The organism is Mesorhizobium sp. C089B, from assembly GCF_030323125.1.
Taxonomy (GTDB): domain Bacteria; phylum Pseudomonadota; class Alphaproteobacteria; order Rhizobiales; family Rhizobiaceae; genus Mesorhizobium.
In genome coordinates this window covers 710,248-734,680 of the sequence record NZ_CP100469.1, presented here as the reverse complement: position 1 = coordinate 734,680, position 24,433 = coordinate 710,248, and the positions used below count along the sequence as shown (strand labels likewise).

17 protein-coding genes and 2 pseudogenes are annotated in these 24,433 nt (G+C 63.7%); 6 read left to right on the top strand and 13 right to left on the bottom strand.

The genetic code is table 11. The features are described from left to right. Positions 1-139: 139 nt before the first annotated feature. From NLY44_RS03665 to hutI, 6 genes and pseudogenes are all read right to left on the bottom strand, one after another. Positions 140-8,718 (bottom strand): annotated as a pseudogene (locus tag NLY44_RS03665) (glycoside hydrolase family 94 protein). A gap of 313 nt (positions 8,719-9,031) precedes the next feature. Further along, a complete protein-coding gene (locus NLY44_RS03660; RefSeq protein WP_023805062.1) occupies positions 9,032-9,610 on the bottom strand; it encodes a HutD/Ves family protein in 579 nt (192 codons plus the stop codon). Positions 9,611-9,622: 12 nt separating this feature from the next. Beyond that, positions 9,623-11,293, bottom strand: coding sequence for a urocanate hydratase (gene hutU / locus NLY44_RS03655; RefSeq protein ID WP_023805061.1), 1,671 nt, complete (start codon positions 11,291-11,293; stop codon positions 9,623-9,625). A gap of 28 nt (positions 11,294-11,321) precedes the next feature. Continuing rightward, positions 11,322-12,134, bottom strand: a complete 813-nt coding sequence (hutG, locus tag NLY44_RS03650; RefSeq protein WP_023689634.1) for an N-formylglutamate deformylase — start codon at positions 12,132-12,134, stop codon at positions 11,322-11,324. Between the two features lies 1 nt (position 12,135). Continuing rightward, complete coding sequence (gene hutH / locus NLY44_RS03645) at positions 12,136-13,674, bottom strand: histidine ammonia-lyase (protein WP_023805060.1); 1,539 nt, start codon at positions 13,672-13,674, stop codon at positions 12,136-12,138. Beyond that, the gene (gene hutI / locus NLY44_RS03640) at positions 13,671-14,906 is read right to left on the bottom strand and encodes an imidazolonepropionase (RefSeq protein ID WP_023805059.1); all 1,236 of its coding nucleotides are present in this window, start codon (positions 14,904-14,906) and stop codon (positions 13,671-13,673) included. The genes hutH and hutI overlap by 4 nt, the downstream gene beginning before the upstream one ends. A gap of 90 nt (positions 14,907-14,996) precedes the next feature. On the opposite strand from hutI, the gene NLY44_RS03635 reads away from it, so the two are divergent. Together NLY44_RS03635 and hutC are read left to right on the top strand one after the other, a co-directional pair. Continuing rightward, the gene (locus NLY44_RS03635; protein WP_023805058.1) at positions 14,997-16,349 is read left to right on the top strand and encodes a formimidoylglutamate deiminase; all 1,353 of its coding nucleotides are present in this window, start codon (positions 14,997-14,999) and stop codon (positions 16,347-16,349) included. Beyond that, entirely contained in the window at positions 16,346-17,086 is a 741-nt protein-coding gene (gene hutC, locus NLY44_RS03630) for a histidine utilization transcriptional repressor HutC (protein ID WP_023805057.1), read from the top strand. The genes NLY44_RS03635 and hutC overlap by 4 nt, the downstream gene beginning before the upstream one ends. A 121-nt stretch (positions 17,087-17,207) precedes the next feature. Here hutC and NLY44_RS03625 read toward each other — a convergent pair whose 3' ends face one another. Further along, a complete protein-coding gene (locus NLY44_RS03625) occupies positions 17,208-17,552 on the bottom strand; it encodes a RidA family protein (protein WP_023672906.1) in 345 nt (114 codons plus the stop codon). Positions 17,553-17,758: 206 nt separating this feature from the next. On the opposite strand from NLY44_RS03625, the gene NLY44_RS03620 reads away from it, so the two are divergent. Continuing rightward, a complete protein-coding gene (locus NLY44_RS03620) occupies positions 17,759-18,097 on the top strand; it encodes a protein tyrosine phosphatase family protein (RefSeq protein WP_023672907.1) in 339 nt (112 codons plus the stop codon). A 220-nt stretch (positions 18,098-18,317) separates the two neighbouring features. Here NLY44_RS03620 and NLY44_RS03615 read toward each other — a convergent pair whose 3' ends face one another. Next, positions 18,318-18,785 carry an Lrp/AsnC family transcriptional regulator gene (locus tag NLY44_RS03615; RefSeq protein ID WP_023672908.1) on the bottom strand — a complete coding sequence of 156 codons (468 nt, stop codon included), beginning with the start codon at positions 18,783-18,785 and terminating at the stop codon, positions 18,318-18,320. Between the two features lie 139 nt (positions 18,786-18,924). Between NLY44_RS03615 and hppD the strand changes: the two genes are divergently transcribed. From hppD to NLY44_RS03600, 3 genes and pseudogenes are all read left to right on the top strand, one after another. Continuing rightward, the gene (hppD, locus tag NLY44_RS03610; RefSeq protein ID WP_023805056.1) at positions 18,925-20,040 is read left to right on the top strand and encodes a 4-hydroxyphenylpyruvate dioxygenase; all 1,116 of its coding nucleotides are present in this window, start codon (positions 18,925-18,927) and stop codon (positions 20,038-20,040) included. A 137-nt stretch (positions 20,041-20,177) separates the two neighbouring features. Further along, positions 20,178-20,543 (top strand): hypothetical protein, encoded by a 366-nt coding sequence (locus NLY44_RS03605; RefSeq protein WP_023805055.1) that lies wholly within the window; start codon positions 20,178-20,180, stop codon positions 20,541-20,543. A 75-nt stretch (positions 20,544-20,618) separates the two neighbouring features. Beyond that, a pseudogene (locus tag NLY44_RS03600) lies at positions 20,619-20,941 on the top strand (IS5 family transposase); the annotation flags it as partial. A gap of 96 nt (positions 20,942-21,037) precedes the next feature. On the opposite strand, the gene NLY44_RS03595 reads toward NLY44_RS03600, so the two are convergent. The 5 genes from NLY44_RS03595 to NLY44_RS03575 form a co-directional block, all read right to left on the bottom strand. Further along, positions 21,038-21,583 carry a hypothetical protein gene (locus tag NLY44_RS03595; protein WP_023805054.1) on the bottom strand — a complete coding sequence of 182 codons (546 nt, stop codon included), beginning with the start codon at positions 21,581-21,583 and terminating at the stop codon, positions 21,038-21,040. An 87-nt stretch (positions 21,584-21,670) separates the two neighbouring features. Continuing rightward, positions 21,671-22,222 carry a DinB family protein gene (locus NLY44_RS03590; protein ID WP_023805053.1) on the bottom strand — a complete coding sequence of 184 codons (552 nt, stop codon included), beginning with the start codon at positions 22,220-22,222 and terminating at the stop codon, positions 21,671-21,673. Continuing rightward, on the bottom strand, positions 22,219-22,515 hold the full coding sequence (locus NLY44_RS03585) for a hypothetical protein (protein WP_023689625.1): 297 nt from the start codon (positions 22,513-22,515) through the stop codon (positions 22,219-22,221). Before NLY44_RS03585 ends, NLY44_RS03590 begins: the two co-directional genes overlap by 4 nt. A 14-nt stretch (positions 22,516-22,529) precedes the next feature. Further along, positions 22,530-23,543 (bottom strand): fumarylacetoacetate hydrolase family protein, encoded by a 1,014-nt coding sequence (locus NLY44_RS03580; protein ID WP_023805052.1) that lies wholly within the window; start codon positions 23,541-23,543, stop codon positions 22,530-22,532. Next, a complete protein-coding gene (locus NLY44_RS03575) occupies positions 23,540-24,427 on the bottom strand; it encodes an MBL fold metallo-hydrolase (protein WP_023805051.1) in 888 nt (295 codons plus the stop codon). Before NLY44_RS03575 ends, NLY44_RS03580 begins: the two co-directional genes overlap by 4 nt. Positions 24,428-24,433: the final 6 nt, after the last annotated feature.

Below are 24,433 nucleotides of genomic sequence, written 5' to 3'. Positions count from 1 at the left end.
TCTGGCGCTGCCACATTTTTAGTCACTGCACGCTTGGACCGCCGGTATCCGGGAAGGCACGCCGTTCTTCGCCAGGAGCATGCCGAAGTAGAAAACGCGCGCCTAGAAAGGCGCGCGTCAATAACCTGAAGCCTTTGATTTACGCGGGTATCTTGACGACCACCTCGGTCTTGTCGCCGGCTTTCGGCTGAAAACCGGAAGACTTTGTCTTGGTTCCATTGACTTCGAGCGAGATGGATTTGGCCTTTTTGTCGCGGATGACGCGAACCTTGATCTCCGACCCCAGCATCTTCAGCGTGGCAGAATAGCCGTCCCAATGGCTGGGCAGTTTCGGCCGGAACGTGATCTGCTTGCCCCGCCGCTCAATGCCCAGAATTCCTTCGACCGCAGCACGGTAGAGCCATCCCGCTGAGCCCGTATACCAGGTCCAGCCGCCGCGACCGCCCTTGTCCTCACCGGAATAGATGTCGGCGGCGACGACGTACGGCTCGACGCGATAATGCTCGGCCGATGCATCGTCGAGCGCATGGTTGACCGGGTTCAGCATCGAGAAGCAGCGATAGGCATCGTCGGTGCGGCCCATTTCGGCGAGCGCGATGACGAACCAGGTCGCCGCATGGGTGTACTGGCCGCCGTTCTCGCGCACGCCCGGCGGATAACTCTTGATGTAACCAGGGTCCTTTCTCGTGTTCTGGAAGGCCGGGGTAAACAGTTTGACGATCTTGAGCTTGTCGTCGACCAGCAGGTTCGTCGCCTGCTGCATCGCCGTGGTCGAGCGCGCGGGGTCGCCCTCGCCGGAGAGCACGCTCCACGACTGCGCGATGGAGTCGATCTTGCACTCGTCCGAATTGTGCGAGCCAAGCGGCGTGCCGTCATCGTAGCTGCCGCGGCGATACCACTGGCCGTCCCAGGCGGTGCTTTCCAGCGCCCGCTTCAGCACATCGGCGTGTTTTGTCCAGGCCTGCGCCCGCTTGGTGTCGCCCTGCCCTTGGCCACGGTGGTAAAGTCGCCCAGCGTCTTCAAGAGGAACCAGCCGAGCCAGACACTCTCCCCCTTGCCGGCTTCGCCGACGCGGTTCATGCCGTCGTTCCAGTCGCCGCCGAGGATCAGCGGCAGCCCGGCCGGGCTGCTGCGCTTGACCGCAAGGTCGAGCGCGCGCGCGCAATGGTCGTAGAGCGAAGCGTTCGTCTTGGAGATTTCCGGCGTGAAGAAGGCGTCGTGCTCGCCCTCGCCCAGCACCTGCCCGTCAATGAAAGGCAGCTGCTCCTTCAGGATCCCTGTATCGCCGGTCACCTCGATGTAGCGATTGGTGGCATGCGCCAGCCAGACCACATCGTCGGAGATCATGGTGCGCACGCCGGCGTCGGTGCGCGGCAACCACCAATGCTGGACATCGCCTTCGGGGAACTGCCGGCGCGCCGCATTGAGGATCTGGTCGCGCGCCAGTTTCGGATCGTGCGCAAGCAGGGCCAGCGTGTCCTGCAGCTGGTCGCGGAAGCCGAAGGCGCCGCTTGCCTGATAAAAGGCCGAGCGGGCGCGGATGCGGCAGGCCAAGCTCTGATAGGGCAGCCAGTGATTGACCATGGCGTCGAGCGCCTTGTCGGGCGTCTCGACCTGGATGGTGTCGAGGAAGCCGCGCCAGACGCGTTCATTGTCGGCCAGCCGCTGGTCGAAATCCTTGCCCGAATGGGTCTGCACCAACGCGCTCGCCTCGGCTGATGTGGCGGCGTCGCCAAGCAGCCAGACCAGCGTGACGTCGCCGCCGGCGGGGATGTCGACATCGCTGGCGACAGCTGCGCACGGATCGTCGCCGGCCTCGACGCGGCCCGACAGGCCGGCTCCGCTGACGACGGCGTGCGGGAAGGCGCTGGTGCCATGCCTGCCGATGAACTCGCCGCGATCGGATGTCACCGAATGCACCGGACCGGTGGCGGCCAGGAAGGCCACCCGGTCGCCGAAATCGAGACCGTAGGGGTTTTGCGCCAGAAGCGCGCCAGTCGCTGGATCCCTGGACGGGATGATGGTCGCAGCCGTGCTCGAGCGATGGCTGCCGAGGACCCATTCGGCATAGGCATAGACGCGCAGCCGCGCCGGCGCCGAGCCTGAGTTCTGGATGCGCAGCCGCGTGATCTTCACTGGATCGACGGGATCGACGACGTGCGTCAGATCCATCGACAGCGGGCCGCGTTTGGACCGGAAGGTGGAGAAGCCCTGGCCGTGCCATGTCTCATAGGTCATCGAGGGATCGCGGACCACGGCAGCCAGCGGCGAGAATGCCTTGCCGCTGGCCTGATCGTAGATGTAGATGCCCTCGCCCGGCCGGTTGGTGACCGGATCATTCGACCATGGCGTCAGCTGGTAATCGCGGCTGTTGCGGCTCCAGGTGAAGGCAGCGCCTTCGGCCGAGACATGGAATCCGAACGAGGCGTTCGAGACGACGTTGATCCAGGGCTGCGGCGTCGAGCGCCGCCCGGCAAGGCGGGTGACATAGTGGCGGCCGTCGCCCTCGAAACCGCCAAAGCCGTTCCATTGGCTGAGGCCGCTGCCGTCGGCGCTGCTGTCGGACGCGGCATGGTATGCAGGCGCCGCCGGCACCGGCAGAGACGGCTCGCGCAGCGACGCGGGGGCCACCGGCTGCAGGGCATCGCGTGCTTGCAAGGCTGCCGCCTCGGCGCGTTCGATCTGGTCGAAGATGGTGCCGTTGCGCGTGTGCAGAACCACGCGGGCAACCGCCAGCAGCGTCTTGTACGTCGCCTCGTCCATCAGGTCGCGGCGCACGGCGAAGATGTGCTGGCGCGGCCCGAGTTCCTTGCCGCGCAGGCGGCTGTTTTCGCACAGCGTTTCGACCGCGCGCTGCAGGTCCTGGACATAGGACGATGCCTGCTCGTTGACGACCACGAAGTCGATCATCATGCCGCGGGCGCGCATATACTCCTGGAAGCGCAGCGCCTGGGCGACAATTTCGAGGTCGGCCACGTCGCCGATGCGGACCAGGAAGATCGGGAAATCGCCCGAAATGCTGGTCGGCCACAGGCTGGACTGCTTGCCCAGCCCCGAAGCGATGGATTCGCCGGGCAGGCGCAGGAACGGATCGGGATAGATCAGGAAGCGCGCCAGCTTCTGCACGTTGGCGGCGTCGGTCAGGCTGAGACCAAGATGGCGGGTCTGCACCTGCGAACGCGTCCAGGCAAGCATCGCCTGGCGAGCAAAACTTTCGGGATGGTCGAGCCTGGCGATGGCCTCGTCCAGTTCGGCGCGGTTGGCGCCGACGGCGGTCCAGAAGGTCAGCGATATCTTCTTGTTGGCCGGCACCCGCACCTGGCGGCGCAGGGCCGCTACCGGATCGAGGGTGAAGCCGTGGTGACCGCCAAGCTTGGCGCCGGGATCGAAGGCCGCCGCTTCCGCGATGGTACGGCCACGGCCGATGAAGGCACGGCGGTCGGTTTCGGCCTCGGCATCGCGCGCCGACCCGGACGGATCGGTGACGAAATGCACCATGGTGACGTCAGGCTCGTGCTTGTCGCGCTTGCGCCTGGTGGCAAAGATGGCACCGTTGTTGGCAGCGATCTCCGTCTCGATAAACATTTTCGAGAACGCAGGATGGGCATTGTCGGAGGCTTCGTTGCCCAGCACCAGCTCGGCAAAGGAGGTCACCTCGATATGCCGGTCAGTGGCGCCGTCATTGTAGAGCGTGACGCGCCGTCCCTCGCCATTGCCTTCCGAGATGACGATGCATTCGACCTCCGAACGCAGCGAGCCCACTGTTTTGACGAAGCTCGCCTTGTCGTCGGAAAACAGCGTCTGCACTCTCTCGCCGGTCGCCTGCTTCGGCTCCGCGGTGGCCGACCACCAGTCGCCGCTGCCGGCGTCGCGCAGGAAGATGTAGGAGCCGAGCCGGTCTTCGGTCGGGTCGGGCTGCCAACGGGTGACGGCGAGTTCGCCCCAGCGGCTGTAACCGGAACCGGTGGCCGAGACCATGACGGAGTAGCGGCCATTGGACATGACGCTGGTGGCGCGCAACGCCCTCAGCGGGTCGAGGACGATGCGCGAATCCGGGCTCTCGACCTCGGTCTCGTCCTTCGAGCGCTCGTCGGCTTCGGTCCTGACGGTGGCGGTCGGGATGTCGCGCGGCGCCCTCTCCTGCAGCAGGAGTTCGGCAGACTCGATCACCGGATCGCTGTGGAAGCGGTCGCGCAGCCGGCCCTCGAAGATGGCGTCGGCAACGGCGGCGATCGACATGCCGGAGTGATGCGCCATGTAGTTCAGGACAACAGCGTGGTCGGTGCCTTCCGGCACGCGCTGCGGCGTGAAGTCGACGGCGTCGTAAAAGCCATGCCGGCCGAGAGCGCCGATGGAGCGCAGCCTGGCCAGATTCTGGACGGATTCGCGCGGTGTGAACTGCGCCGCGAGGATCGTGGCGTAAGGGGCGATCACCGTGTTCTGGCCAAGGCCGCGCTTGAGGCCAAGTCCGGGCACGCCGAAATTGGTATACTGGTAGGTCAGTTCGCGGTCGCGGGCATTGTAGGCCGCTTCCGAAATGCCCCAGGGCACGTTCTTCGAACGCGCGTACTGGATCTGGCGCTTGATGATCAGCTTGCTGGTCTGGTTGAGGATCGACCCCTGCGGCTCCTTCATTACCAAAGGCGGCATCAGATACTCGAACATCGAGCCCGACCAGGACATCAGCGCACCCTGGAAGCCGATCTCGACGATCGGCCTTCCAAGCCGGAACCAATGCTCCGTCGGCAGGTCACCCTTGGCGATGGCGAACAGGCTGGTCAGCCGCGCCTCGGAGGCGAGCAGATCGTAGCAGCTCTCATCGAGCTGGTGCTCCTCGACCCGGTAGCCGATCGAGAGCAGTTTGCGCTCCTGACGCATCAGGAAAGAGAAATCCATCTCGAAGGCATAGCGGCGGCAGCGTTCGCGCAGCGCCAGCAGCTTGGCGCGCAAGGCTTCGACGGCGTTTTCGTCGCTGTGCGAGTCATGCACATGCGCCTCGCAGGTCGCTTCCAGCCGTGCCGCCCAGTCGGCGATAATGTCGCTGCGCTGCGATCCGGCCTCGGTGTGGATGGCGGTGGCGAGCTTGCGTATCTCGCCGGCAAGCACGGCCAGGTTAATGGTGCGGATCGAGGCCATCTCCGGCTGCGCCTTGATGGTCATGACGGCGCGCCGCATGCCATCGAGGCGATCGGCCAGACGCTGGCGCAACGGCCGCAGTTGCCGGCGGTCGTCAGGCAATTCCTCGAGGCTCTCGTCGAGGATGCTCACCGTGTCGAGGACGCCTTCGAAATCGCCCTGCAGGTGAACGGACGGGGCTTCCGCCCATTCGGCGCAGGCAGCCGCCACCGCGACCAGGTGTCCGGCGAGATTGCCGCTGTCGACGGCCGAGATGTAGAGCGGATAGAGCGGTTTGAGCGTCGTGGTGTCGTACCAGTTGAAGAGGTGGCCACGGTTGCGCGGCATGCTCTCGATGGTCGTCATCGTGGCGTCGATCCGGGTGATGGCGTCGGAGAGCGCAATCCAGCCGAAATCGCGTGCCGACACCACCGACAGCAGGTAGACGCCGATATTGGTCGGCGACGTTCGCGGCGCTACAACCGGCGCCGGGCTTTCCTGGAAATTGTCGGGCGGCAGATTGTGGTGCTCGGCCGTGACGAAGGTTTCGAAATAATGCCAGGTGCGGCGCGCCACGGTGCGCAGCGCGTGGATGTCGGCCTGCGATATGCGCAGGCGGTCCTCGGTCTCGGCCGAGCGGCTGATCCAGCAGGCAACCGCCGGCGAACCGATCCAGAACAGAGCGAAGAAGAAGGCGACGAAGGCACCGGTGGAATCGGCCAGCACGGGGATAGCGAGACCGACGACGCCGATGATCACGGCGCCATACATCATGCTGTAATAGGAGCCGATATCGTTGTCGCCGCCCTTGTGCGCCTGCGACGCGGTGCGCCATTCCAGCAGGTTCTGGCGGCTGACGAACAGGCGGTAGAGCGTGCGCACGATGGCGTCGCCCATCATCCAGGCATTGTGCGCCATCAACAGCACTTTCAGCGCCACAAGGGCCGTGCCGAAGACGGTGTCGTGCGCCAGTGCGGAGAAATGGCCGCGCGGCGTCTGGTCGCCGCTCTTGGGCAGGATGGCGTTGACGACATCGAAGGTCGGCGCCATGAACAGCGACAGGATCAGCAGCGCCTGCCACTGCGCGGCCTGCGTGAAGGGCAGCAGCGTCCAGCCGGCGATCGCCGCCATCACCCAGAAGATCGGGGTCAGCGAGCGGCGCAGATTGTCGACCATCTTCCAGCGCGACAGCGCCGGCACGCCGGAACGCGGCGAGAAGATGAAGCGCAGCAGCTGCCAGTCGCCGCGCGCCCAGCGGTGGTGGCGCGAGGCGTCGACCGAGTAGCGGGTAGGATAGTCCTCGACCAGTTCGACGTCGGTGACAAGTGCTGCGCGCGCCAGCGCACCTTCGAGCAGATCGTGGCTGAGGACGGTGTTTTCCTCGATGCGGCCCTGCAGCGCCGCCTCGAAAGCGTCGACGTGATAAAGGCCCTTGCCGGTGAAGGAGCCGTCGCTGAAGACGTCCTGGTAGAGATCCGAGACGGCAAAGACGTAAGGATCGAGACCGCTGTTGGACGAGAAGACGCGCTGGAAGAAAGAAGCGTCGTCGCCGCTGGTGAGCGAGGCTGTGATGCGCGGCTGCAGAATGGTGTAGCCGGCGGTAACGACGCGCTTTGTCGCGTCGAAATGCGGGCGGTTGAGCGGATGGGCGAGCTTGCCGACCAGTGACGACACGGCGTCGCGCGTGGTGCGCGTGTCGGCGTCGAGCGTCATGACATAGACGACCTTTTCCGGCAGCGGCACGTCGAGCGGCAGGAAGGTGGTGTCGCTGTCGCCGCGCAAGAGAAGGTTCAGCTCATGCAGCTTGCCGCGCTTGCGCTCCCAGCCCATCCAGGCGCCCTGCGCCTGGTTGTAGAGCCGGCGGCGATGCAAGATATAGAAACGCGGCGCGCCTTCCGAGGGATAACGGGCATTGAGCCTGGCGATCTCGTCGCGCGCATATTGCAGGATCTCGATGTCGGCGGCGTCGATCTCGGTCTTGGAATCCGGCCAGTCGGACAGCAGCGCGAAATGGATTTCTTCGGCCGTGTTGGCGAGGTGATGCACCTCGATGTTGCGGATGTTTTCCTCGACATCATCGCGCGAGCCGATCAGCGACGGCACCACGACCAAGGTGCGTGATGCCGCTGGAATGCCGTGCTTGTAATCATAGCCGACGAGCCGCGTCGGCTTCAGGAACAGTGAAACAACGGTGTTGAAGAAGGCGAGCGCGCCTTCGCTGGCAGGCACCGCAAACAGCGCCAGCATCAGCGTGATGGATTCCACCGACAGGCCGAGATGGGCAAGCGCATTGCCGGAGACAACCAGCAGCAGCACCGTCAGCAGGAAGACCGGCACAACGATGCCGAGCCAGCCCGTGGCGGTGAAGGCGCGCTTGAAGGTCACATGGAAGGGCGGCCGATAGCCGATCGCCTTTTCCAGATCCGGCCGGCGCGGGCCGACCAGGAAGAAGCCGACATCGGTATGCATGGCCGGATCGGCTGATGCATCCGGCACGCCGGAGGCATCGGTGACCCCGGGAACATGGCTGGCCAGTTCGATGGCCTTTTCGGCGACACGGAATTCGGACAGGTCGGAGCGGCGCGCCAGTTGCTCGATCGACGTGCGGTACTGGTCGCGCGAAAAGAAATCGAGCGCGGCGAAATCGGTGCGCTCGCGCAACAGCGTGTCGATGCGGCTGACGCCCTCGAACCACACCGTCCAGTCGACGTCGTTGATGAGGCGCAGGCCGCGGATGATGTTGCCGGTGGTGACATTGCCGCTGGACAGCGTGCGATGCTCGGAAATGATGATTTCCTCGGCGTCGGAGCCGGTTTTCTCGAGCTCGACCTCCAGCCATTCCAGCGCCCTGCCGGCATTCTGCGAGCCGTCGCGCAGGCGGTAGAGCAACTGGGTGGCGAAGGTGGTGTCCTGCGCATGCGCGCCGTAGCCCGACAGGATCTTCCGGCGGTCTGCATTGTCGTCGGTCGCCAGCACGCGGTCGGCGACCTCGTTGGCGATATGGCGCATCTGCCTGGTGCGGTCGACGCGCACAGCGATGCGGCGCAGATTCTCGATCAAAACGAAGCGCAGCAGCGACGGCAGCGCCCACAATTCGCCGATCTTGAGCGGCTCGACCGACTGAAAACCCTCGACGATGGATTTGAACATGGTCGCCGAAACCGAACTGTCGGAATGGGCGACATAGCTCCAGGCCAAGGCCAGCGCGCGCGGCACCGCGGCGCGATCGGCAACTTCCAGGGTCGGCAACTGCCGGTAGAAACGGCGCGGCAGGTCGCGCTTCACCTGAAAAATGGTCTCCTCGACGAGATAATTGTTGTCGAGCAGCCATTGCGCGGCAGGCGTGATGGTTTCGCCCTTGGCCTGGGCGGCATTGGTCGAGCGGTAGACTTCGAGGATTTTCTTGGCGCTGTCGCGGATGCGGGCCTGGAAATCGAACGGCGTCAGGCCGAACAGGTCCTTGATGTCGCCGTTGGCGAGGCTTTCGCCCAGCGCGCGCAGCCGCTCTTCGGGCAGGAAATTGGAGCGTATCGGCTCTTCGGTGATGACTGGGAAGCCGGCGCTGGACTTTTCGATTTGGGCAGGATTTGTCTGGATATTCATTGAAAATTCCGCATGGGGGACGCGATGCGGCGCCACCGCCACGGCAATGTCCCTAAAACCGATTCAAATGCAATTGGTTGCATGATTACACTGGCCGAAAGTTTTGCTTCGCACCACGCCAGAGGCGTTATCCCTTCGACATTTTAAGTGGGGCTTTCGACAACTCAAGGACGAGCACCCCTGCCCTCCCGTCCGCCTTGGAACGACGGAAGGATTCGGGCTTTTTCGTGATCCAGACAACAGCTTACGCCAGATTTCTCCGGCGTGCGATCATGTTTGGCAACAGGCGTTAATCCTTGTGCTGGCGGTGCGGCTAGCCCAGGCTGGCTATCCGGACGACGAACACGATCGTCGGCCGCACCGGTTCAAGCCGCAGTTTCGCGGCCTGCGGTCCGAGCAACAGCGTGTCGCGAGGTCCAAGGCGCGACGATGTCGCGCCGGTCACGCCGACCTCACCGTCGAACGGCAGGATCAGGGTCATAGCGCTGGTCGGCCGGATATCGGTCGGAACCGAAACCATCAGACGCTGGACCGAGTGCGTGGCCCGCGCGCGGCGGGTCATGACGTTGAGGTCGGTGATCGGACCGGAGATCAGCGCGGCCGTGGTCAGCACATCGGCCGGGAAGGACAGCGGGGCGGAAGCCGCCGTCACTTCGGCCGGCGGACGGCCGGCAATATCAAGCACGATACCCTCGCCTTCCAGCACGGCAAGCGTGCGGTCGACGCCGGCAAAGCCCGAGAACGGGCCGCTGCCCTCGACTCGCGCCATCGAAACGCGCCAGTCGAAATCGTCCAGCCCGACGCCGTCCGGCGAGACGGCGATCTCGGTGGTCGTGCCGCCGCCATTCTTCCACGGCATGACGCGGTAGTCGGCGGCCCGTAGGATGCGCATCATTTAAGCCAATCAGCCTAAAATACCGGGCAGATTGAGCTGGTGCTCCTTCGCGCACTCGATGGCGATGTCGTAGCCGGCATCGGCGTGGCGCATGACGCCGGTCGCCGGATCGTTCCACAACACGCGCTCCAGGCGCCTTGCGGCGTCCGGCGTGCCGTCGGCGACGATGACCATGCCGGCATGCTGCGAGAAGCCCATGCCGACGCCGCCGCCATGATGCAGCGACACCCAGGTCGCGCCCGACGCGGTGTTGAGCAACGCATTGAGCAGCGGCCAGTCGGAGACGGCGTCGGAGCCGTCCTTCATCGCTTCCGTCTCGCGGTTCGGCGAAGCGACCGAGCCGGAATCGAGGTGATCGCGGCCGATGACGACGGGCGCCTTCAGTTCGCCCCTGGCCACCATTTCGTTGAAGGCGAGGCCCAGCCTGTGGCGGTCGCCGAGGCCGACCCAGCAGATGCGCGCCGGCAGGCCCTGGAAGGCGATGCGCTCACGTGCCATGTCCAGCCAGTTGTGCAGATGGGTGTTGCCGGGGGTGAGTTCGCGCACCTTGGCGTCCGTCTTGTAGATATCCTCGGGATCGCCCGAAAGAGCAGCCCAGCGGAACGGGCCGATGCCACGGCAGAACAGCGGCCTTATATAGGCCGGCACGAAACCCGGGAAGGCGAAAGCGTTCTCGAAGCCTTCGTCCTTGGCGACCTGGCGGATGTTGTTGCCATAGTCGAGCGTCGGCACGCCGGCATTCCAGAACGCGACCATCGCCTCGACATGCTCGCGCATTGAGGCGCGGGCGGCCTTCTCGACAGCCTTGGGATCGGAGACGCGCTTCTCGCGCCACTCAGCTATCGTCCAGCCCTTGGGCAGATAGCCGTTAATCGGGTCATGCGCCGAGGTCTGGTCGGTGACCATGTCGGGGCGGATGCCCCGCTTGAACATTTCCGGCACGATGTCGGCCGCATTGCCGAGCAGGCCGACCGACTTCGCCTCGCCGGCCTTGGTCCAGCGCTCGATCATTTCCATCGCTTCGTCGAGCGTCTCGGCCTTCTCGTCGACATAGCGGGTGCGCAGCCGGAAATCGATCGAGTCCGGATTGCATTCGATGGCGAGGCAGCAGGCGCCGGCCATGACGGCGGCAAGCGGCTGGGCGCCGCCCATGCCGCCGAGGCCGCCGGTCAGGATCCATTTGCCCGTAAGGTTGCCATTGTAGTGCTGGCGGCCGGCCTCGACGAAGGTCTCGTAGGTGCCCTGCACGATGCCTTGCGTGCCGATATAGATCCAGGAGCCGGCCGTCATCTGGCCGTACATCATCAGGCCTTTTTTATCGAGTTCGTTGAATTTGTCCCAGGTCGCCCAATGCGGCACGATGTTGGAGTTGGCGATCAGCACGCGCGGCGCATCGGTGTGCGTCCGGAAGACGCCGACCGGCTTGCCGGACTGGACCAGCAGCGTCTCGTCTTCATTGAGGGTCTTCAACGAGGCGACGATGCTGTCGAAATCGTTCCAGGTGCGCGCGGCCCGGCCGATGCCGCCATAGACGACGAGCTCATTGGGGTTTTCGGCGACATCGGGATCGAGGTTGTTCATCAGCATGCGCAGCGGCGCTTCGGTCGTCCAGTATTTGGCGTTGAGCTTGTCGCCGCGGGGCGCGCGCACTTCGCGGATGTTGTGGCGAGGATTGTTCATCATTGTCCCTTTGGAGTAAGGCGGCGTCTCAGCGCCCGGCCCAGTCAATGGCGGATTGGAGGATTTTCGTCAGTGTGGCGCGCATCGGCGCGGCGAACTCGGCATCATAAGGCACCGGCCAATTGTCCGGTTCGCCCTTGCCCTCGGGCTCGCGCAAATAGCCGCGATCGGCAAGTTCCATCTGCAGCGCATGGTAGCCGCCTTGCGGATTGCCGAAATAGCGGGTGATCCAGCCACCCTTGAAACGGCCGTTGATGACATTGCTTTCACCGCTCTCGGCCATGATCTGGCCAACCAGCGCCTGCAGCGTAGGATCCGCGGTCTGGCCGTCATTGGTGCCGAGATTGAACACCGGCAGCGTGCCGTAGAACAGGCGCGGCAGCACCGACCGGATCGAGTGGCAATCGTAAATGACGACCTTCTCATGCAGGCCGCGCAGCCTGACGGACTGAGCCGCCAGCATTTCATGGTAGGGCACGAAATACGCTATGCGGCGCTGGTCTATCTCCGACGGCGTCGGTTCCGCGCCGGGCAGATACAGCGGATCGCCGTCGAAGGTCTCGGTCGGGCATAGCGTCGTTGTCGTCTGCCCGGGATAGAGCGAGGCGCCGGAGGGATCGCGGTTGACGTCGATGACGGTGCGCGAGATCGACGTGTGCACGACAGTCGCGCCAAGGCCGGCGGCAAAATCGTAGAGATTGTCGATCCACCAGTCGCAATCGCGGCGGCCGAGCCAGGGCGAGACCAGCCGATTGTCGATGCCGGCGAGATCGATACCCGTGTGCGGGATCGACACCAACAGGGGTGCCGTGCCTTCGGTCACTGTCAGCCAGTCGGTCATGTCAGACTCCCGAGATCGAAGGCAATGTCACCGCGCTCGCAGCCTTGATGGCAGCGCCGCTGCGCACCATGGCGATGGCTTTTTCCATGTCAGGGTGGAAATGCCGGTCATTGTCGAGATGCGGCACCTCGGCGCGGACCAGCTTGCGAACCGCTTCCAGAGCTGCACTCGACGCCAGCGGCGCATGGAAATCGCAGCCTTGCGCGGCGGCCAAGAGTTCGATGCCGATGACGGCCGTGGCGTTTTCGATCATGCCGATCAGCCGGCGAGCGCCGTGTGCGGCCATCGATACATGGTCTTCCTGGTTGGCCGAGGTCGGGATGGAATCGACACTTGCCGGATAGGCCTTCTGCTTGTTCTCAGAGACGAGCGCCGCCGCCGTCACCTGCGGGATCATGAAGCCGGAGTTCAGGCCGGGCTTCGGCGTCAGGAAGGCCGGCATGCCGGACAGCGCGGGGTCTACCAGCATGGCGATGCGGCGCTCCGACAGCGAGCCGATCTCGCAGACGGCAAGCGCGATCATGTCGGCAGCGAAAGCCACCGGCTCGGCGTGGAAATTGCCGCCGGAGAGCGCTGTGTCGTCCTCGGCGAAAATCAGCGGATTGTCGGTGACGCCATTGGCCTCGGTGCCAAGCGTGTCGGCGGCCTGACGCAGCACACTGAGCGCGGCGCCCATCACCTGCGGCTGGCAGCGCAGGCAGTACGGATCCTGCACGCGCTCGTCGCCGACGCGGTGCGATTCACGAATGGCGCTGCCGGCCATCAGGTTGCGCAGCGCTGCCGCCGTCTCGATCTGGCCGGGATGTTTGCGCAGGAGATGGATGCGCGGATCGAAGGGAGCGTCCGAACCCTTGGCGGCGTCGGTCGACAGCGCGCCGGCGACCAGCGCCGACTGGTAAAGCACTTCGGCCTCGAAGAGAGCGGCCAACGCATAGGCGGTGGAGAACTGCGTGCCGTTGAGCAGCGCCAGACCTTCCTTGGCGCCCAGCGTCACCGGCTCCAGGCCGTGCGAGACGAAAGCGACCTTGGCCGGGAAGCGGCCATGCGGGGTAAAGCATTCGCCAACGCCGATCATCACTGCCGTCATGTGCGACAGCGGCGCGAGATCGCCGGAGGCGCCGACCGAGCCTTGCGCCGGCACCACGGGAATGACGTCGTTGGCCAGCATCGCTTCCAGCAATTCGATGGTTTGCGGCCGCACGCCCGACGCACCCTGCGCCAGGCTGGCGAGTTTTAGCGCCATCATCAGCCGGACAATCGAAACCGACATCGGCTCGCCGACACCGGCGGCATGCGACAAAACGATGTTGCGTTGCAGGGTTTCCAAATCGGCGGCCGGAATGCGGACGCTGGCTAGTTTGCCGAAGCCGGTGTTGATGCCATAGACCGGCTCACCCTTGGCGACAATACGGGCGACAGCCTCGGCGCTGGCCTTGATCTTCGGACGGCAGGCAGCGTCGAGCTTCGGCACGGCGCCACGATAGATGGTGCGCCAGTCGGCCAGCGTCGCATTGCCGGGCTTCAGGTTAAGTTCGGTCATTGTCCTCTCCAGATGCGGGCATGGAGCGGGTTGAAGCCCATGCGGTAGACGAGTTCGGCCGGACGCTCGACGTCCCAGATCGCCAGGTCGGCGGATTTTCCTGCCTCCAGCGTGCCGGTCTGGCCGAGCAATCCCAGCGCGCGGGCAGCCTCGCGAGTGGTGCCGGCCAGGCATTCCTCGACGGTCAGGCCGAAAAGCGTCGCGGCCATGTTCATGGTCAGCAACAGCGAGGTCAGCGGCGACGTCCCGGGATTGTTGTCGGTGGCGACCGCCATCTTGACGCCGTGCTGGCGAAACAGGCCGATCGGCGGCTTCCTGGTTTCGCGGATGAAATAGTAGGCGCCGGGCAGGATGGTCGCCACGGTGCCGGCCTTGGCCATCGCTGCGGCGCCGGCCTCGTCGGTGTATTCGAGATGGTCGGCCGACAGCGCGCCATAGCGGGCGGCAAGTTCGGCGCCACGCAGGTTCGACAGCTGGTCGGCATGGAGCTTTACCGGCAGGCCAAGCGCCTTGGCCTTGTCGAAGACGCGGGCAATCTGTTCCGGCGAAAAGGCAATGCCCTCGCAAAAGCCGTCTACGGCGTCAGCCAGGCCCTCGGCGGCGATTGCGGGCAGGATCGTGTTGGCGACGAGATCGACAAAAGCTTCCTTGTCGCCTTTTGCTTCCGGCGGCAGCGCATGCGCGCCGAGGAAGGTGGTGCGGACCGTGACCGGGCGTTGCTTGTCCAGCTGCCGCGCGGCGCGAAGCGACTTCTGTTCATTTTCGAGATCGAGCCCGTAACCCGACTTTACCTCTACCGTGGTGACACCCTCGGCCATCAGCGCATCGAGGCGTGGCAGCGTCTGCGCAACCAGTGCGTCTTCGCTCGCGGCACGCAGGGATTTGACCGAGGAGACGATGCCGCCGCCGGCACGGGCGACTTCTTCATAGGTGGCGCCGGCCAGCCGCATCTCGAACTCGTTGGCACGGTTGCCGGCATGGATGAGATGGGTGTGGCAGTCGATCAGGCCGGGCGTGATCCAGCGGCCTTCGCAATCGGTAGTCTCGCCGCCCTGAGCCAACGCTGACGGCATGTCGGCTTCCGGACCGGCATAGACGATGACGCCGTCACGGGCGACGATCGCGCCCTTGTCGACAATGCCCAGTCCGGCGTCGCCTTCGGCCATGGTTGCCAGGCGCGCATTGCGCCAAAGGTGAAGGCCCCCTGCCCGGCTTTTGTTCTGTGCCGCCATCATCTTTTTCCGTTTGATTGGATGGCGATTATGTATATACATATTGAAAAGCACTGCAAGTGCAATTGTTCAGGGAATGCGGAGAAAAACGTGACGGCGATCTTTGCGGAACAGGCGCTGCTGCCCAATGGCTGGCACGACAAGGTGCGGATTTTGTTGAACGACGGTCGCATCACGGCAGTCGAAGCCGGCACGTCGATACAGGCTGACGACGAACGCCACGCCATTCTGGTGCCGGGCATGCCGAACCTGCACAGCCACGCCTTCCAGCGCGGCATCGCCGGGCTTGCCGAACTGCGCGGTCCCTCCGCCGACAGCTTCTGGAGCTGGCGCGAGGTGATGTACCGCTTCGCGCTGTCGATGACGCCGGACCAGGTCGAGGCGGTCGCCGCCCAGCTTTATGTCGAAATGCTGGAGGCCGGATTCTCGCGCGTCGGCGAATTTCATTATCTCCACCACGATCGCGACGGAAAACCCTATGCTAACCTTGCCGAGATGGCCGAACGTATTGCCGCGGCCGCCGGCGAAACCGGGATCGGCCTGACGCTGCTGCCGGTGTTTTATGCCCATTCCTCCTTCGGCGGCGCTGCGCCCAACGAAGGCCAGCGGCGATTCATCAACGATGTGAATCGGTTCGAACGCTTGCTTGAGAAAAGCCGCGAATCGGTTCGTGCGTTGAATCAGGCTGTCGTCGGCGTCGCCCCGCACAGCCTGCGCGCCGCGACGCCGGAGGAACTCAGCGCTGTTGCCGCCATTGCGCCGGACGGACCGATCCACATCCACGTCGCCGAGCAGGCGAAGGAGGTCGAGGATTGCCTGGCGTGGTCGGGTGCGCGACCGGTCGAATGGCTGCTCGCCAATGCCGGGATCGACAAGCGTTGGTGCCTGATCCACGCCACCCACATGACCGAGGCTGAGACAACCGGCATGGCCAGAAGCGGCGCCATTGCCGGGCTTTGCCCGATCACCGAGGCCAATCTCGGCGACGGCACCTTTTCAGCACCTCTGTTCATCGAACATGGCGGCCGCTTCGGCGTCGGCTCGGATTCCAACGTGCTGATCGGCCTGCCGGATGAATTGCGCCAGCTCGAATATTCGCAGCGCCTCGCACACCGCGCCCGCAATGTGCTGGCGGTGGCCGGCGGCTCGACCGGGCGGGCTCTGTTCGACGCCGCCCTCGATGGCGGCAGCACCGCACTCGGCGCCGGCCCGTCGCGGATCGCCGCCGGCGCCGCGGCTGATTTCGTCTCCCTCGACGAAAACCATCCTTCGCTGGCCGGAAAAAGTGGCGATGCGATCCTCGACGCCTGGATCTTTGCCAATGGCGGCAAGGTCGATTGCGTCTGGGTGCATGGGAAAAAGCAGGTCAGCGGCGGCCGGCATTCCAGGCGCGAGCCGATTGCAGAGCGCTTTCGCCAGGTGATCACGGCGCTTTCGGCATGAGCATGATTGAGACAGCGGCGTCGGAAGGCGGCGGCTCGCTGCACCAGCGCATCCTGTCCGACATCAGCGAGAAAATAATGTCCGGCGCCTGGGCGCCGGGCCACCGCATCCCGTTCGAGCACGAGCTGACGGCGCAGTATCATTGCTCGCGCATGACGGTGAACAAGGCGCTGTCGCAACTGGCCAAGGCCGGGCTGATCGAGCGCCGCCGCCGTTCGGGCAGCTTTGTCCGCCAGCCGCAATCGCAGGCCGCGGTGCTGGAAATCCACGACATCAGGATCGAGGTCGAGGCGCTTGGGCTGGCCTATCGCTACGAGCGCGTGGAGCGGCAGAAAAGGCGCAGCAGCGCCGAGGATCGCGCCTTGCTGGAATTGGGAGCGGCTGGACAGGTGCTGGCGCTGAAATGCCGGCATTTCGCCGGCAAGCGGCCATTCGCGCACGAACAGCGGCTGATCAATCTCGCCGCCGTCGCGGAAGCCGCCGAGGAGGAGTTTCTCGACATCGCCCCCGGCCCTTGGCTGATCGGCCGCGTGCCATGGAGCGAGGCAGAGCACCGTATCCGCGCGGTCGCGGCCGACAGACATATTGCCGAAGCGCTCGACATCGCAACCGGCGCGCCCTGCCTGGTGGTCGAGCGCCGAACCTGGAGCGCCGAGCACCCGGTGACGCAGGTGAGGTTCACTTATGCCGCGGAGAGCCACACGCTGGTGGCGCGGTTCAGGCCTTCGCAGGGGTAGCTCCTTTACCCTCCCCCTTGTGGGGAGGGTCGCTGCGAAGCAGCGGGGTGGGGGTCGGCGCCAGCCCCCGCCCGGACCTTCGGTCCGACCTCCCCACAAGGGGGAGGTAGAAGGCTGCACTTTAAATCGCCGCCGTAACGATAATCTCGACAGTGTATTCCGGCCCTGCAAGCTTGGCCTCACCCGTGGCGCGGGCGGGCGTGTTGCCTTGCGGGACCCACTTGTCCCATTCCTTGTTCATCTCGGCGAAGGTGCCCATATCGGCCAGCCAGATGATCGCCTGCAGGATCTTGGTCTTGTCGGTGCCGGCCTTGGCCAGCAGTTCGTCGATAGATGCGAGGATCGACCTGGTCTGTTCGCCAACGCTGGCGCCGGGCGTTCCGACCTGGCCGGCGAGATAGACGGTGTTGCCGTGGATGACGATCTGGCTCATGCGCGGGCCAACATCGATGCGACGAATGCTCATGGGATGGTTCCTTCGTTTGTCGGTGCGCCTGTTTAGAGTCGCTGCCGCCTCCGGGCAAGGCCAACAGCGCGAAACCTCTTGAGCCTGGGTTGGATCTTAGACCGCAAATGTCTATCTGCGCCGAGGGATTTCTTTCCGGCGCGGATTGCCGACCTCGTGTGAGAGTGGCAAGACTTTGCGCCAAACCAGATTGGAGGATGAGAGCCATGGAATATCGCGAAATCAGCGAGGACTATTCGGTCTCGGGCCAGATCCAGCCCGAAGATGCCGCCGCCATCAAGGAAGCCGGTTTCAAGAGCGTGATCTGCAACCGGCCGGATGACGAGCAGCCCGACCAGCCTTCGGCCGACAGCGTCAAGGCGGCGGTCGAAGCCGCGGGGCTGGCCTTCCGCTACATCCCGGTAATCAGCGGCCAGATCACGGCCGAGAATGTCGAGGACCAGGCCGAAGCGCTCGACGCGCTCGAAGGCCCGGTGTTTGCCTATTGCCGCTCCGGCGCGCGGTGTACCAATCTTTATGGGCTGATTCAGCAGTCCAAGGGGTGAGCATCCTGAGGCGCTGGCGATCCCTCACACCCCCCTCTGTCCTGCCGGACATCTCCCCCGCAAGGGGGGAGATCGGATGTCGCCTTCGCTTTTCGCCAATCGCCGACGTTGCAGGATGAGCGCTGTCGACAAAGCTGCTGATCTCCCTCCTTGCGGGGGAGATGGCCGGCAGGCCAGGGGGGTGCTGTCCCGCCGACGTATCAACTGAAACTCTCTCAAACTAGATCGGCAGCGCCCCGGTCTCCTTCAGCGTCTCCAGCACGATCGCCGTCTTTACATGCTGCACGGAGTCGTGCGGCAACAGCACGCCGTTGACGAATTCCGACAGCGATTTCAGATCGGGGGTCACCACTTTCAAGATGTAGTCCATCTCACCGGTCAGCGCGTGCGCCTCCTGCACTTCCGGCAGCCGCGCCAGCAATTCGCCGAAGCGCCGCGCATTGTCGCGGTTGTGGGTGGCGAGCGTCACCGAGATGACGTTGACCAGCGAGAATCCAAGCTTGTCGCGGTCGAGCACCGCGCGATAGCCCGTGATGAAGCCGTCCTCCTCCAGCCGTTGGCGGCGGCGCGAGCATTGCGATGCCGACAGGTTCACGCGCTCCGAGAGATCGTTGTTGGTGAGCCGCGCGTCGCCCTGCAAGAGAGCCATTATCTTGCGGTCAAATTGATCGATGCGCGCTTCATTCATCGATTCATCTCCAATCATGCATGAATTGCGCACGAGATGATCATTTCAAGCGTTTGAATGCAAGCACCGTGCGGTTGCTTCGCACTATCATGCGTCATCTCGTGGTCCGATGCGGCCACCATCCGTTTGGAGGAATGCCATGGGTCCCTTTCCGCACGACGCCCCGCCCGCCAAGATCAGCAAGGAAAACCCCGCCGGCACCGACGGTTTCGAGTTCGTCGAGTTCGCCCATGCGGAGCCGCAGAAGCTCGCCGAGCTGTTCACCCGCATGGGCTATGTCGCGGTGGCCAAGCACCGCACGAAGGACATCACCATCTGGCGCCAGGGCGACATCAACTATGTCGTCAATGCCGAGCCCGGCTCGCATGCGATGAAATTCGTCGACAAGCACGGCCCCTGCGCCGCCTCGATGGCCTGGCGCGTGGTCGATGCAAAGCATGCGTTCGAGCATGCGGTATCGAAAGGCGCCACGCCCTACGACGGCAACGACAAGGCGCTCGACGTGCCGGCCATTGTCGGCATTGGCGGCTCACTGCTCTATTTCATCGAAGCCTATGGCAAGAAGGGCTCGGCCTATGATGCCGAGTTCGAGTGGCTGGGCGAACGCGACCCGCGGCCCCAAGGCGTCGGCTTCTATTTCCTCGACCACCTCACCCACAATGTCTATCGCGGCCAGATGGACAAATGGTGGGACTTTTATCGCGAACTGTTCGGCTTCAAGCAGATCCATTTCTTCGACATCGACGGCAAGATCACCGGCCTGGTCAGCCGCGCCATCACCTCGCCCTGCGGCAAGATCCGTATCCCGCTGAACGAGTCCAAGGACAACACCAGCCAGATCGCCGAGTATCTGAAGAAATACAATGGCGAGGGCATCCAGCACATCGCCGTCGGCACCGACGACATCTACGCCGCCACCGACAAGCTTGCCGACAACGGGCTGAAGTTCATGCCCGGTCCGCCGGGGACCTATTACGACATGTCGTACAACAGGGTGAACGGGCATGACGAGCCGATCGAGCGGATGAAGAAGCACGGCATCCTGATCGACGGCGAAGGCGTGGTCGACGGCGGCATGACCAAGATCCTGCTGCAGATATTCTCCAAGACGGTGATCGGCCCGATCTTCTTCGAATTCATCCAGCGCAAGGGCGACGAAGGCTTTGGCGAAGGCAATTTCCGCGCGCTGTTCGAATCGATCGAACAGGACCAGATCAAGCGCGGCGTGATCAAGGTCGACGGGAAAGCGGCCTGAAACCGTAAGCTTGTTTGCGGCTCGATCGGCTTTGATCTAGGCCGTGAACCCATAAAAGCGGCATGGCCAAAACGGGTGGAAGTGTGGGTTCCAGCATGCGATATGGATAAGATCTGGCGTGTCACGTGGACTCCGCTATGGACGAAGCTAAGCTCTGGGACTTGATGAACGATGCTTGGGAACGCATGTCGTTCCCTCAAAAGCGGCTATGGGAGATGATCCGTGTCGAGCCAACTCGATGGATGCAAGAGCCATATGGCAGGCACAATGGCGGCTTTTGGGTTGTCGGGATAGTTGGGCAAATCGCAATCTGGTTCAACGATCATGAGGACGGCTTTCAACGCACCGCCTACGAACGCCCCGGCGAGATCACCGAATATGGCTCACTACAGTTCAAACTCGAAGAGATCATGCAGCACCTGCTGATTGAGCTTGAGACCGGCGAACGCACCTTGCCCCGCTCGTCCGAACCACTTCTGGGCGTGTTTCGTCAGAGGCGCTGAGTGTGGATGTTTTCTATAGGGTAGCTTTGCGACTCCCGGCTTTCCTATCGCGGCGAAACCTGATTCAGACTCCGCATGAGCCGATATGACCTGACTGACTTCGATGGCGCGCGATCAAGCCGCATCTGCCCAACAAGGTGCGCGGCGTGCCGCGCGTTGATGACCGCAGGGTGCTGAACGGCATCTTCTGGATACTGCGGTCGGGTGCGCCATGGCGCGATCTGCCGGAGCAGTACGGCCCTCGCACCACCTGCTACAATCGCTTCGTTCGATGGCGGAAAGCAGGTGTGTGGGACCGCCTCATGGATGCCATCACAAAAGCCCATGACGGCACGGTGCAGATGATCGACACCTCCATTGTTCGCGTCCATCAGCAGGGCGCGACGGCAAAAAGGGGGGTCGAGATCATTGTCTCGGTCGCTCGGTTTCGAATGGGCCGATCGCCTACAACTAGAGCCCACCCCTCGACCTCAATTTTTTGAAGTCCTGATACATCAGTCAAAGTTGCGGTATTGCTGCGGATCTTTGGCCGCCTTGATTATTTCCGCGCGTTCCGATTCGGACATTTTATCGATCGGATATATCATCGGCCCCCAGCATGAAGGAACCAGCAGACGCAGCTTTCCCGACTTCTGAGGTTTCAGTTTGGAGACTTTCGGCGGTGGTCTGGAGGTGAAGCCAGCTACCACTTCGGTGCCTTCGAAATCGGCCTCGGCCTGACGCTCTTTCTCGGGTCGCTGGGACAAAGCCAAGGCTTCTTCGGCGTCGATGGAAGCACAATTCGATATCGAAAGCGGACCTTTTATCGAGCCGTGATAGATTTCCTGCACATCGTAGCTGACGTCATAGCAAATCTCCTCATGACCAACCCTAACCTTGAGCGATGTCACCTTGGCGCGAACCACAAGCACTTCTGGCGCTTCCATGTCCTCGCTCTCCGCCTTGGGCAGCTTCTGGCAAGCCGCAGCAGCGCCTTGCGTCAGACAAAGAATAGCAAATGTGGCCAGTAGGCGTTGCGGCATGAAGTGCTGAAAGAGCATCGGCGCAACTCAAGTCTTGGGGCCAGCAAAAAGGCTACGACAAGATCGCTACCAACATCGGCGAAATGTGGGCGAACCAAGGTGGTTTCAGACGATCCGACGACTCAATCCCAACCGCTCGACCTCTCCTTTCCTCACCTTCAAATCATAATCGAGCAAAAACTCGTCCAGCTGCGGCGGCGCGACCGAGCTGCCCGAGAGCATCGCGTGCACCTGGCCGCGATGGTGGATGTCGTGCAGGAAGACATGACCGAGGATGTCGCCGATCTTTTCCGGGATCATGCCGTCCTCTCGCCGGTCGGTGATGACGCGGCGGTCGAGATCGTCCTCCGACAGGCCGTCGCAAAAGGCGATCAGCCGCCTGTCGGCCGCGGTCTGGGCAGCAAACAGTGCCTGCGGCTCATCGAACGGCACGTAGTCGTCATAAGCGGCCGCGCCGACGCCGCCCTCCTCCAGAAAATCGAGATAGAGATGATCGACCGCAAGGATGTGGTTGAGCGTCGCCTTGATCGACGGGAAGAAGCTTGTGCGTTCGGCTCCGAATTCGCCGGGCTTTAGCTGCAGCACGGCGCGATAGAGCCGGTCGTTCGACCAGAGATTGTTGCCGGCCATGCGGCTGAAATGCTCGAGCAGGGTCACGCGTTCATTCGTCTGATCAGGCCAATGCCAGCCGCCATCACCGCGAAGCCGGCGACAACAATCAGCAAAAGCCGGTTCATGCGCCGCCGCGTCGCCTGCGTCTCCTCGTCCCGCGCCACATTGGTGTTGGTGATGGTGTGGAACATCATCGCCTTGCGCGGGTAGCCGCTGCGGTTGGTCAGATCGGGCGAGCGCGCCTCGATGCGGTAGCTCAGCCGGATCGCCTGGATGAAGACCATCAGAATGGCCAACGCCCAGACGCCGGCCAGCAGGTAGAACGCCTCGCCCGTCATTGCATTGCCCCCTCTTATGCCTGGGACTTCTCGACCTTCTGCTCGATGGCGCCGAAGATCGAGTTTCCGCTTTTATTCTTCATCTCGATACGCACCGTATCGCCAAAGCGCAGGAACGGCGTCTTGGGCTCGCCAGACTCAATGGTCTCGATCATGCGCAGTTCAGCGATGCAGGAATAGCCGGCGCCGCCGGCCGCCACCGGTTTGCCCGGCCCGCCATCCAGCTTGTTGGAGACGGTGCCGGAGCCGATGATGGTGCCGGCAACCAGCGGCCGTGTCTTTGCGGCATGGGCAATCAGCGCCGGGAAGTCGAAGGTCATGTCGACGCCGGCATTGGCACGGCCGAACGGCTTGCCGTTGACGTCGGCGAGCAGAGGCAGGTTGACCTTGCCGCCATCCCAGGCGTCGCCGAGTTCGTCCGGCGTCACCGCCACCGGCGAAAAAGCCGAGGACGGCTTCGACTGGAAGAAGCCAAACCCCTTGGCGAGTTCGGGTCCGGTGAGCGCGCGCAGCGTCACATCATTGACCAGCATGACCAGCCGGATCGCAGCGCGCGCCTGGTCGAGGCTGGCGCCCATCGGCACATCGTCGACGACGACGGCGACCTCCGCCTCCATGTCGATGCCGAAGGCTTCGTCCGCCGCGCGGATCGGATCGCGCGGCGCGATAAAGGAATCCGAGCCACCCTGATAGATCAGCGGATCGGTCCAGAAGCTTGCCGGCATCTCGGCGCCGCGGGCTTTGCGCACCAGTTCGACGTGGTTCACATAGGCAGAACCATCGGCCCATTGATAGGCGCGCGGCAGCGGCGAATGGGCGTCATGCTCATGGAAGCGTGCCGACGGCACCGCATTGTTCTCCAGCGATTCGGCGATCGTCGCCAGGTGCGGCGAAATCCGCTGCCAGTCGTCGAGTGCGGCCTGCAGCGTGCGCGCCAGGAACGAGGCGTCGGTGAAGCGCGTCAGGTCGCGCGAGACGACGACAAGCTTTCCGTCGCGCGTCCCGTCCCTCAATGTGGCAAGCTTCATGCGGTTTCCTCTCCTGATGCGGCTTTGGCGCCGTCTAAGTTCACAACAAGGCCGTCGCGGGCAATCGTCAAGTCACCCACCCACGATTTCCTGACAGCAGCCTCCCAGTCGGCCTCGCCGATCTCGGGATCATCGGCCGGAATGAGGTGGTTGAGCACCAGCCTCTTCACCCCGGCATCGCTGGCGATGCGGCCTGCCTGCTCGGCAAATGAGTGGCTGGCAAGCAGATGCTCTTTCAGCCGCGCGCCATTGCCGGTCCTGGCGACCAGCCGCTCGATGCCTTCTTCCAGCATGGCCTCATGGACGAGAATGTCGGCATTTCGGGCAAAGCCTGCGAGCGGCGGAAAGAAGGCTGTGTCGGCCGAGAACACGACGCTGTTCGCACCATGCTCGAAGCGCAGCGCGAAACAGTCGGTCACCGGCGGATGGTCGACGCGCAGTGCCGAGACCTTCAGGCCGCGCTGCGCAAAAATCTCGCCCTCGCCGAATTCCACGATCGAAGCCATTTCGCGAATGTCCGGCCTGCCCTCATCGACGATGCGAATTTCAATGTCGAACTCCATCGCCTGGCAGAAGCGGCGCCAGTATTGGCCGGTGCCGGGTGGTCCGAACAACGTCACCGGATTGGCCAGACCGGCGGTCCAGGCGGTGTGGAGCAGCGCCCCCAGTTCCAGCACATGATCGGAATGCAGATGGGTGACGAAGATCAGGTCGAGCGCCTTCAGGCTGACGCCGGCATCGACCAGGCCACGCGTGACACCCAGCCCGCAATCGACGACGATGGTCCGCCCGCCAAGCTCCAGCAGCGACGAACTCGGCCACGGCCAGCCCGGCCGCAATGCCGGGCCGCCTTTCGAGCCGAGAAGCACCAGCCGGTCGCTCATCGAGCT

Excerpts from the sequence above, each read along its gene's own strand:
- hutH (WP_023805060.1), bottom strand. The coding sequence starts at position 13,674 with ATGACCGAACTTAACCTGAAGCCCGGCAATGCGACGCTGGCCGACTGG.
- hutU (WP_023805061.1), bottom strand. The coding sequence starts at position 11,293 with ATGAACAATCCTCGCCACAACATCCGCGAAGTGCGCGCGCCCCGCGGC.
- NLY44_RS03615 (WP_023672908.1), bottom strand. The coding sequence starts at position 18,785 with ATGAATGAAGCGCGCATCGATCAATTTGACCGCAAGATAATGGCTCTC.
- NLY44_RS03575 (WP_023805051.1), bottom strand. The coding sequence starts at position 24,427 with ATGAGCGACCGGCTGGTGCTTCTCGGCTCGAAAGGCGGCCCGGCATTG.
- hutC (WP_023805057.1), top strand. The coding sequence starts at position 16,346 with ATGAGCATGATTGAGACAGCGGCGTCGGAAGGCGGCGGCTCGCTGCAC.
- NLY44_RS03595 (WP_023805054.1), bottom strand. The coding sequence starts at position 21,583 with ATGCTCTTTCAGCACTTCATGCCGCAACGCCTACTGGCCACATTTGCT.
- NLY44_RS03605 (WP_023805055.1), top strand. The coding sequence starts at position 20,178 with ATGGACGAAGCTAAGCTCTGGGACTTGATGAACGATGCTTGGGAACGC.
- NLY44_RS03660 (WP_023805062.1), bottom strand. The coding sequence starts at position 9,610 with ATGCGCATCCTACGGGCCGCCGACTACCGCGTCATGCCGTGGAAGAAT.
- NLY44_RS03625 (WP_023672906.1), bottom strand. The coding sequence starts at position 17,552 with ATGAGCATTCGTCGCATCGATGTTGGCCCGCGCATGAGCCAGATCGTC.
- hutI (WP_023805059.1), bottom strand. The coding sequence starts at position 14,906 with ATGGCGGCACAGAACAAAAGCCGGGCAGGGGGCCTTCACCTTTGGCGC.
- NLY44_RS03585 (WP_023689625.1), bottom strand. The coding sequence starts at position 22,515 with ATGACGGGCGAGGCGTTCTACCTGCTGGCCGGCGTCTGGGCGTTGGCC.
- NLY44_RS03580 (WP_023805052.1), bottom strand. The coding sequence starts at position 23,543 with ATGAAGCTTGCCACATTGAGGGACGGGACGCGCGACGGAAAGCTTGTC.
- NLY44_RS03620 (WP_023672907.1), top strand. The coding sequence starts at position 17,759 with ATGGAATATCGCGAAATCAGCGAGGACTATTCGGTCTCGGGCCAGATC.
- hppD (WP_023805056.1), top strand. The coding sequence starts at position 18,925 with ATGGGTCCCTTTCCGCACGACGCCCCGCCCGCCAAGATCAGCAAGGAA.
- hutG (WP_023689634.1), bottom strand. The coding sequence starts at position 12,134 with ATGACCGACTGGCTGACAGTGACCGAAGGCACGGCACCCCTGTTGGTG.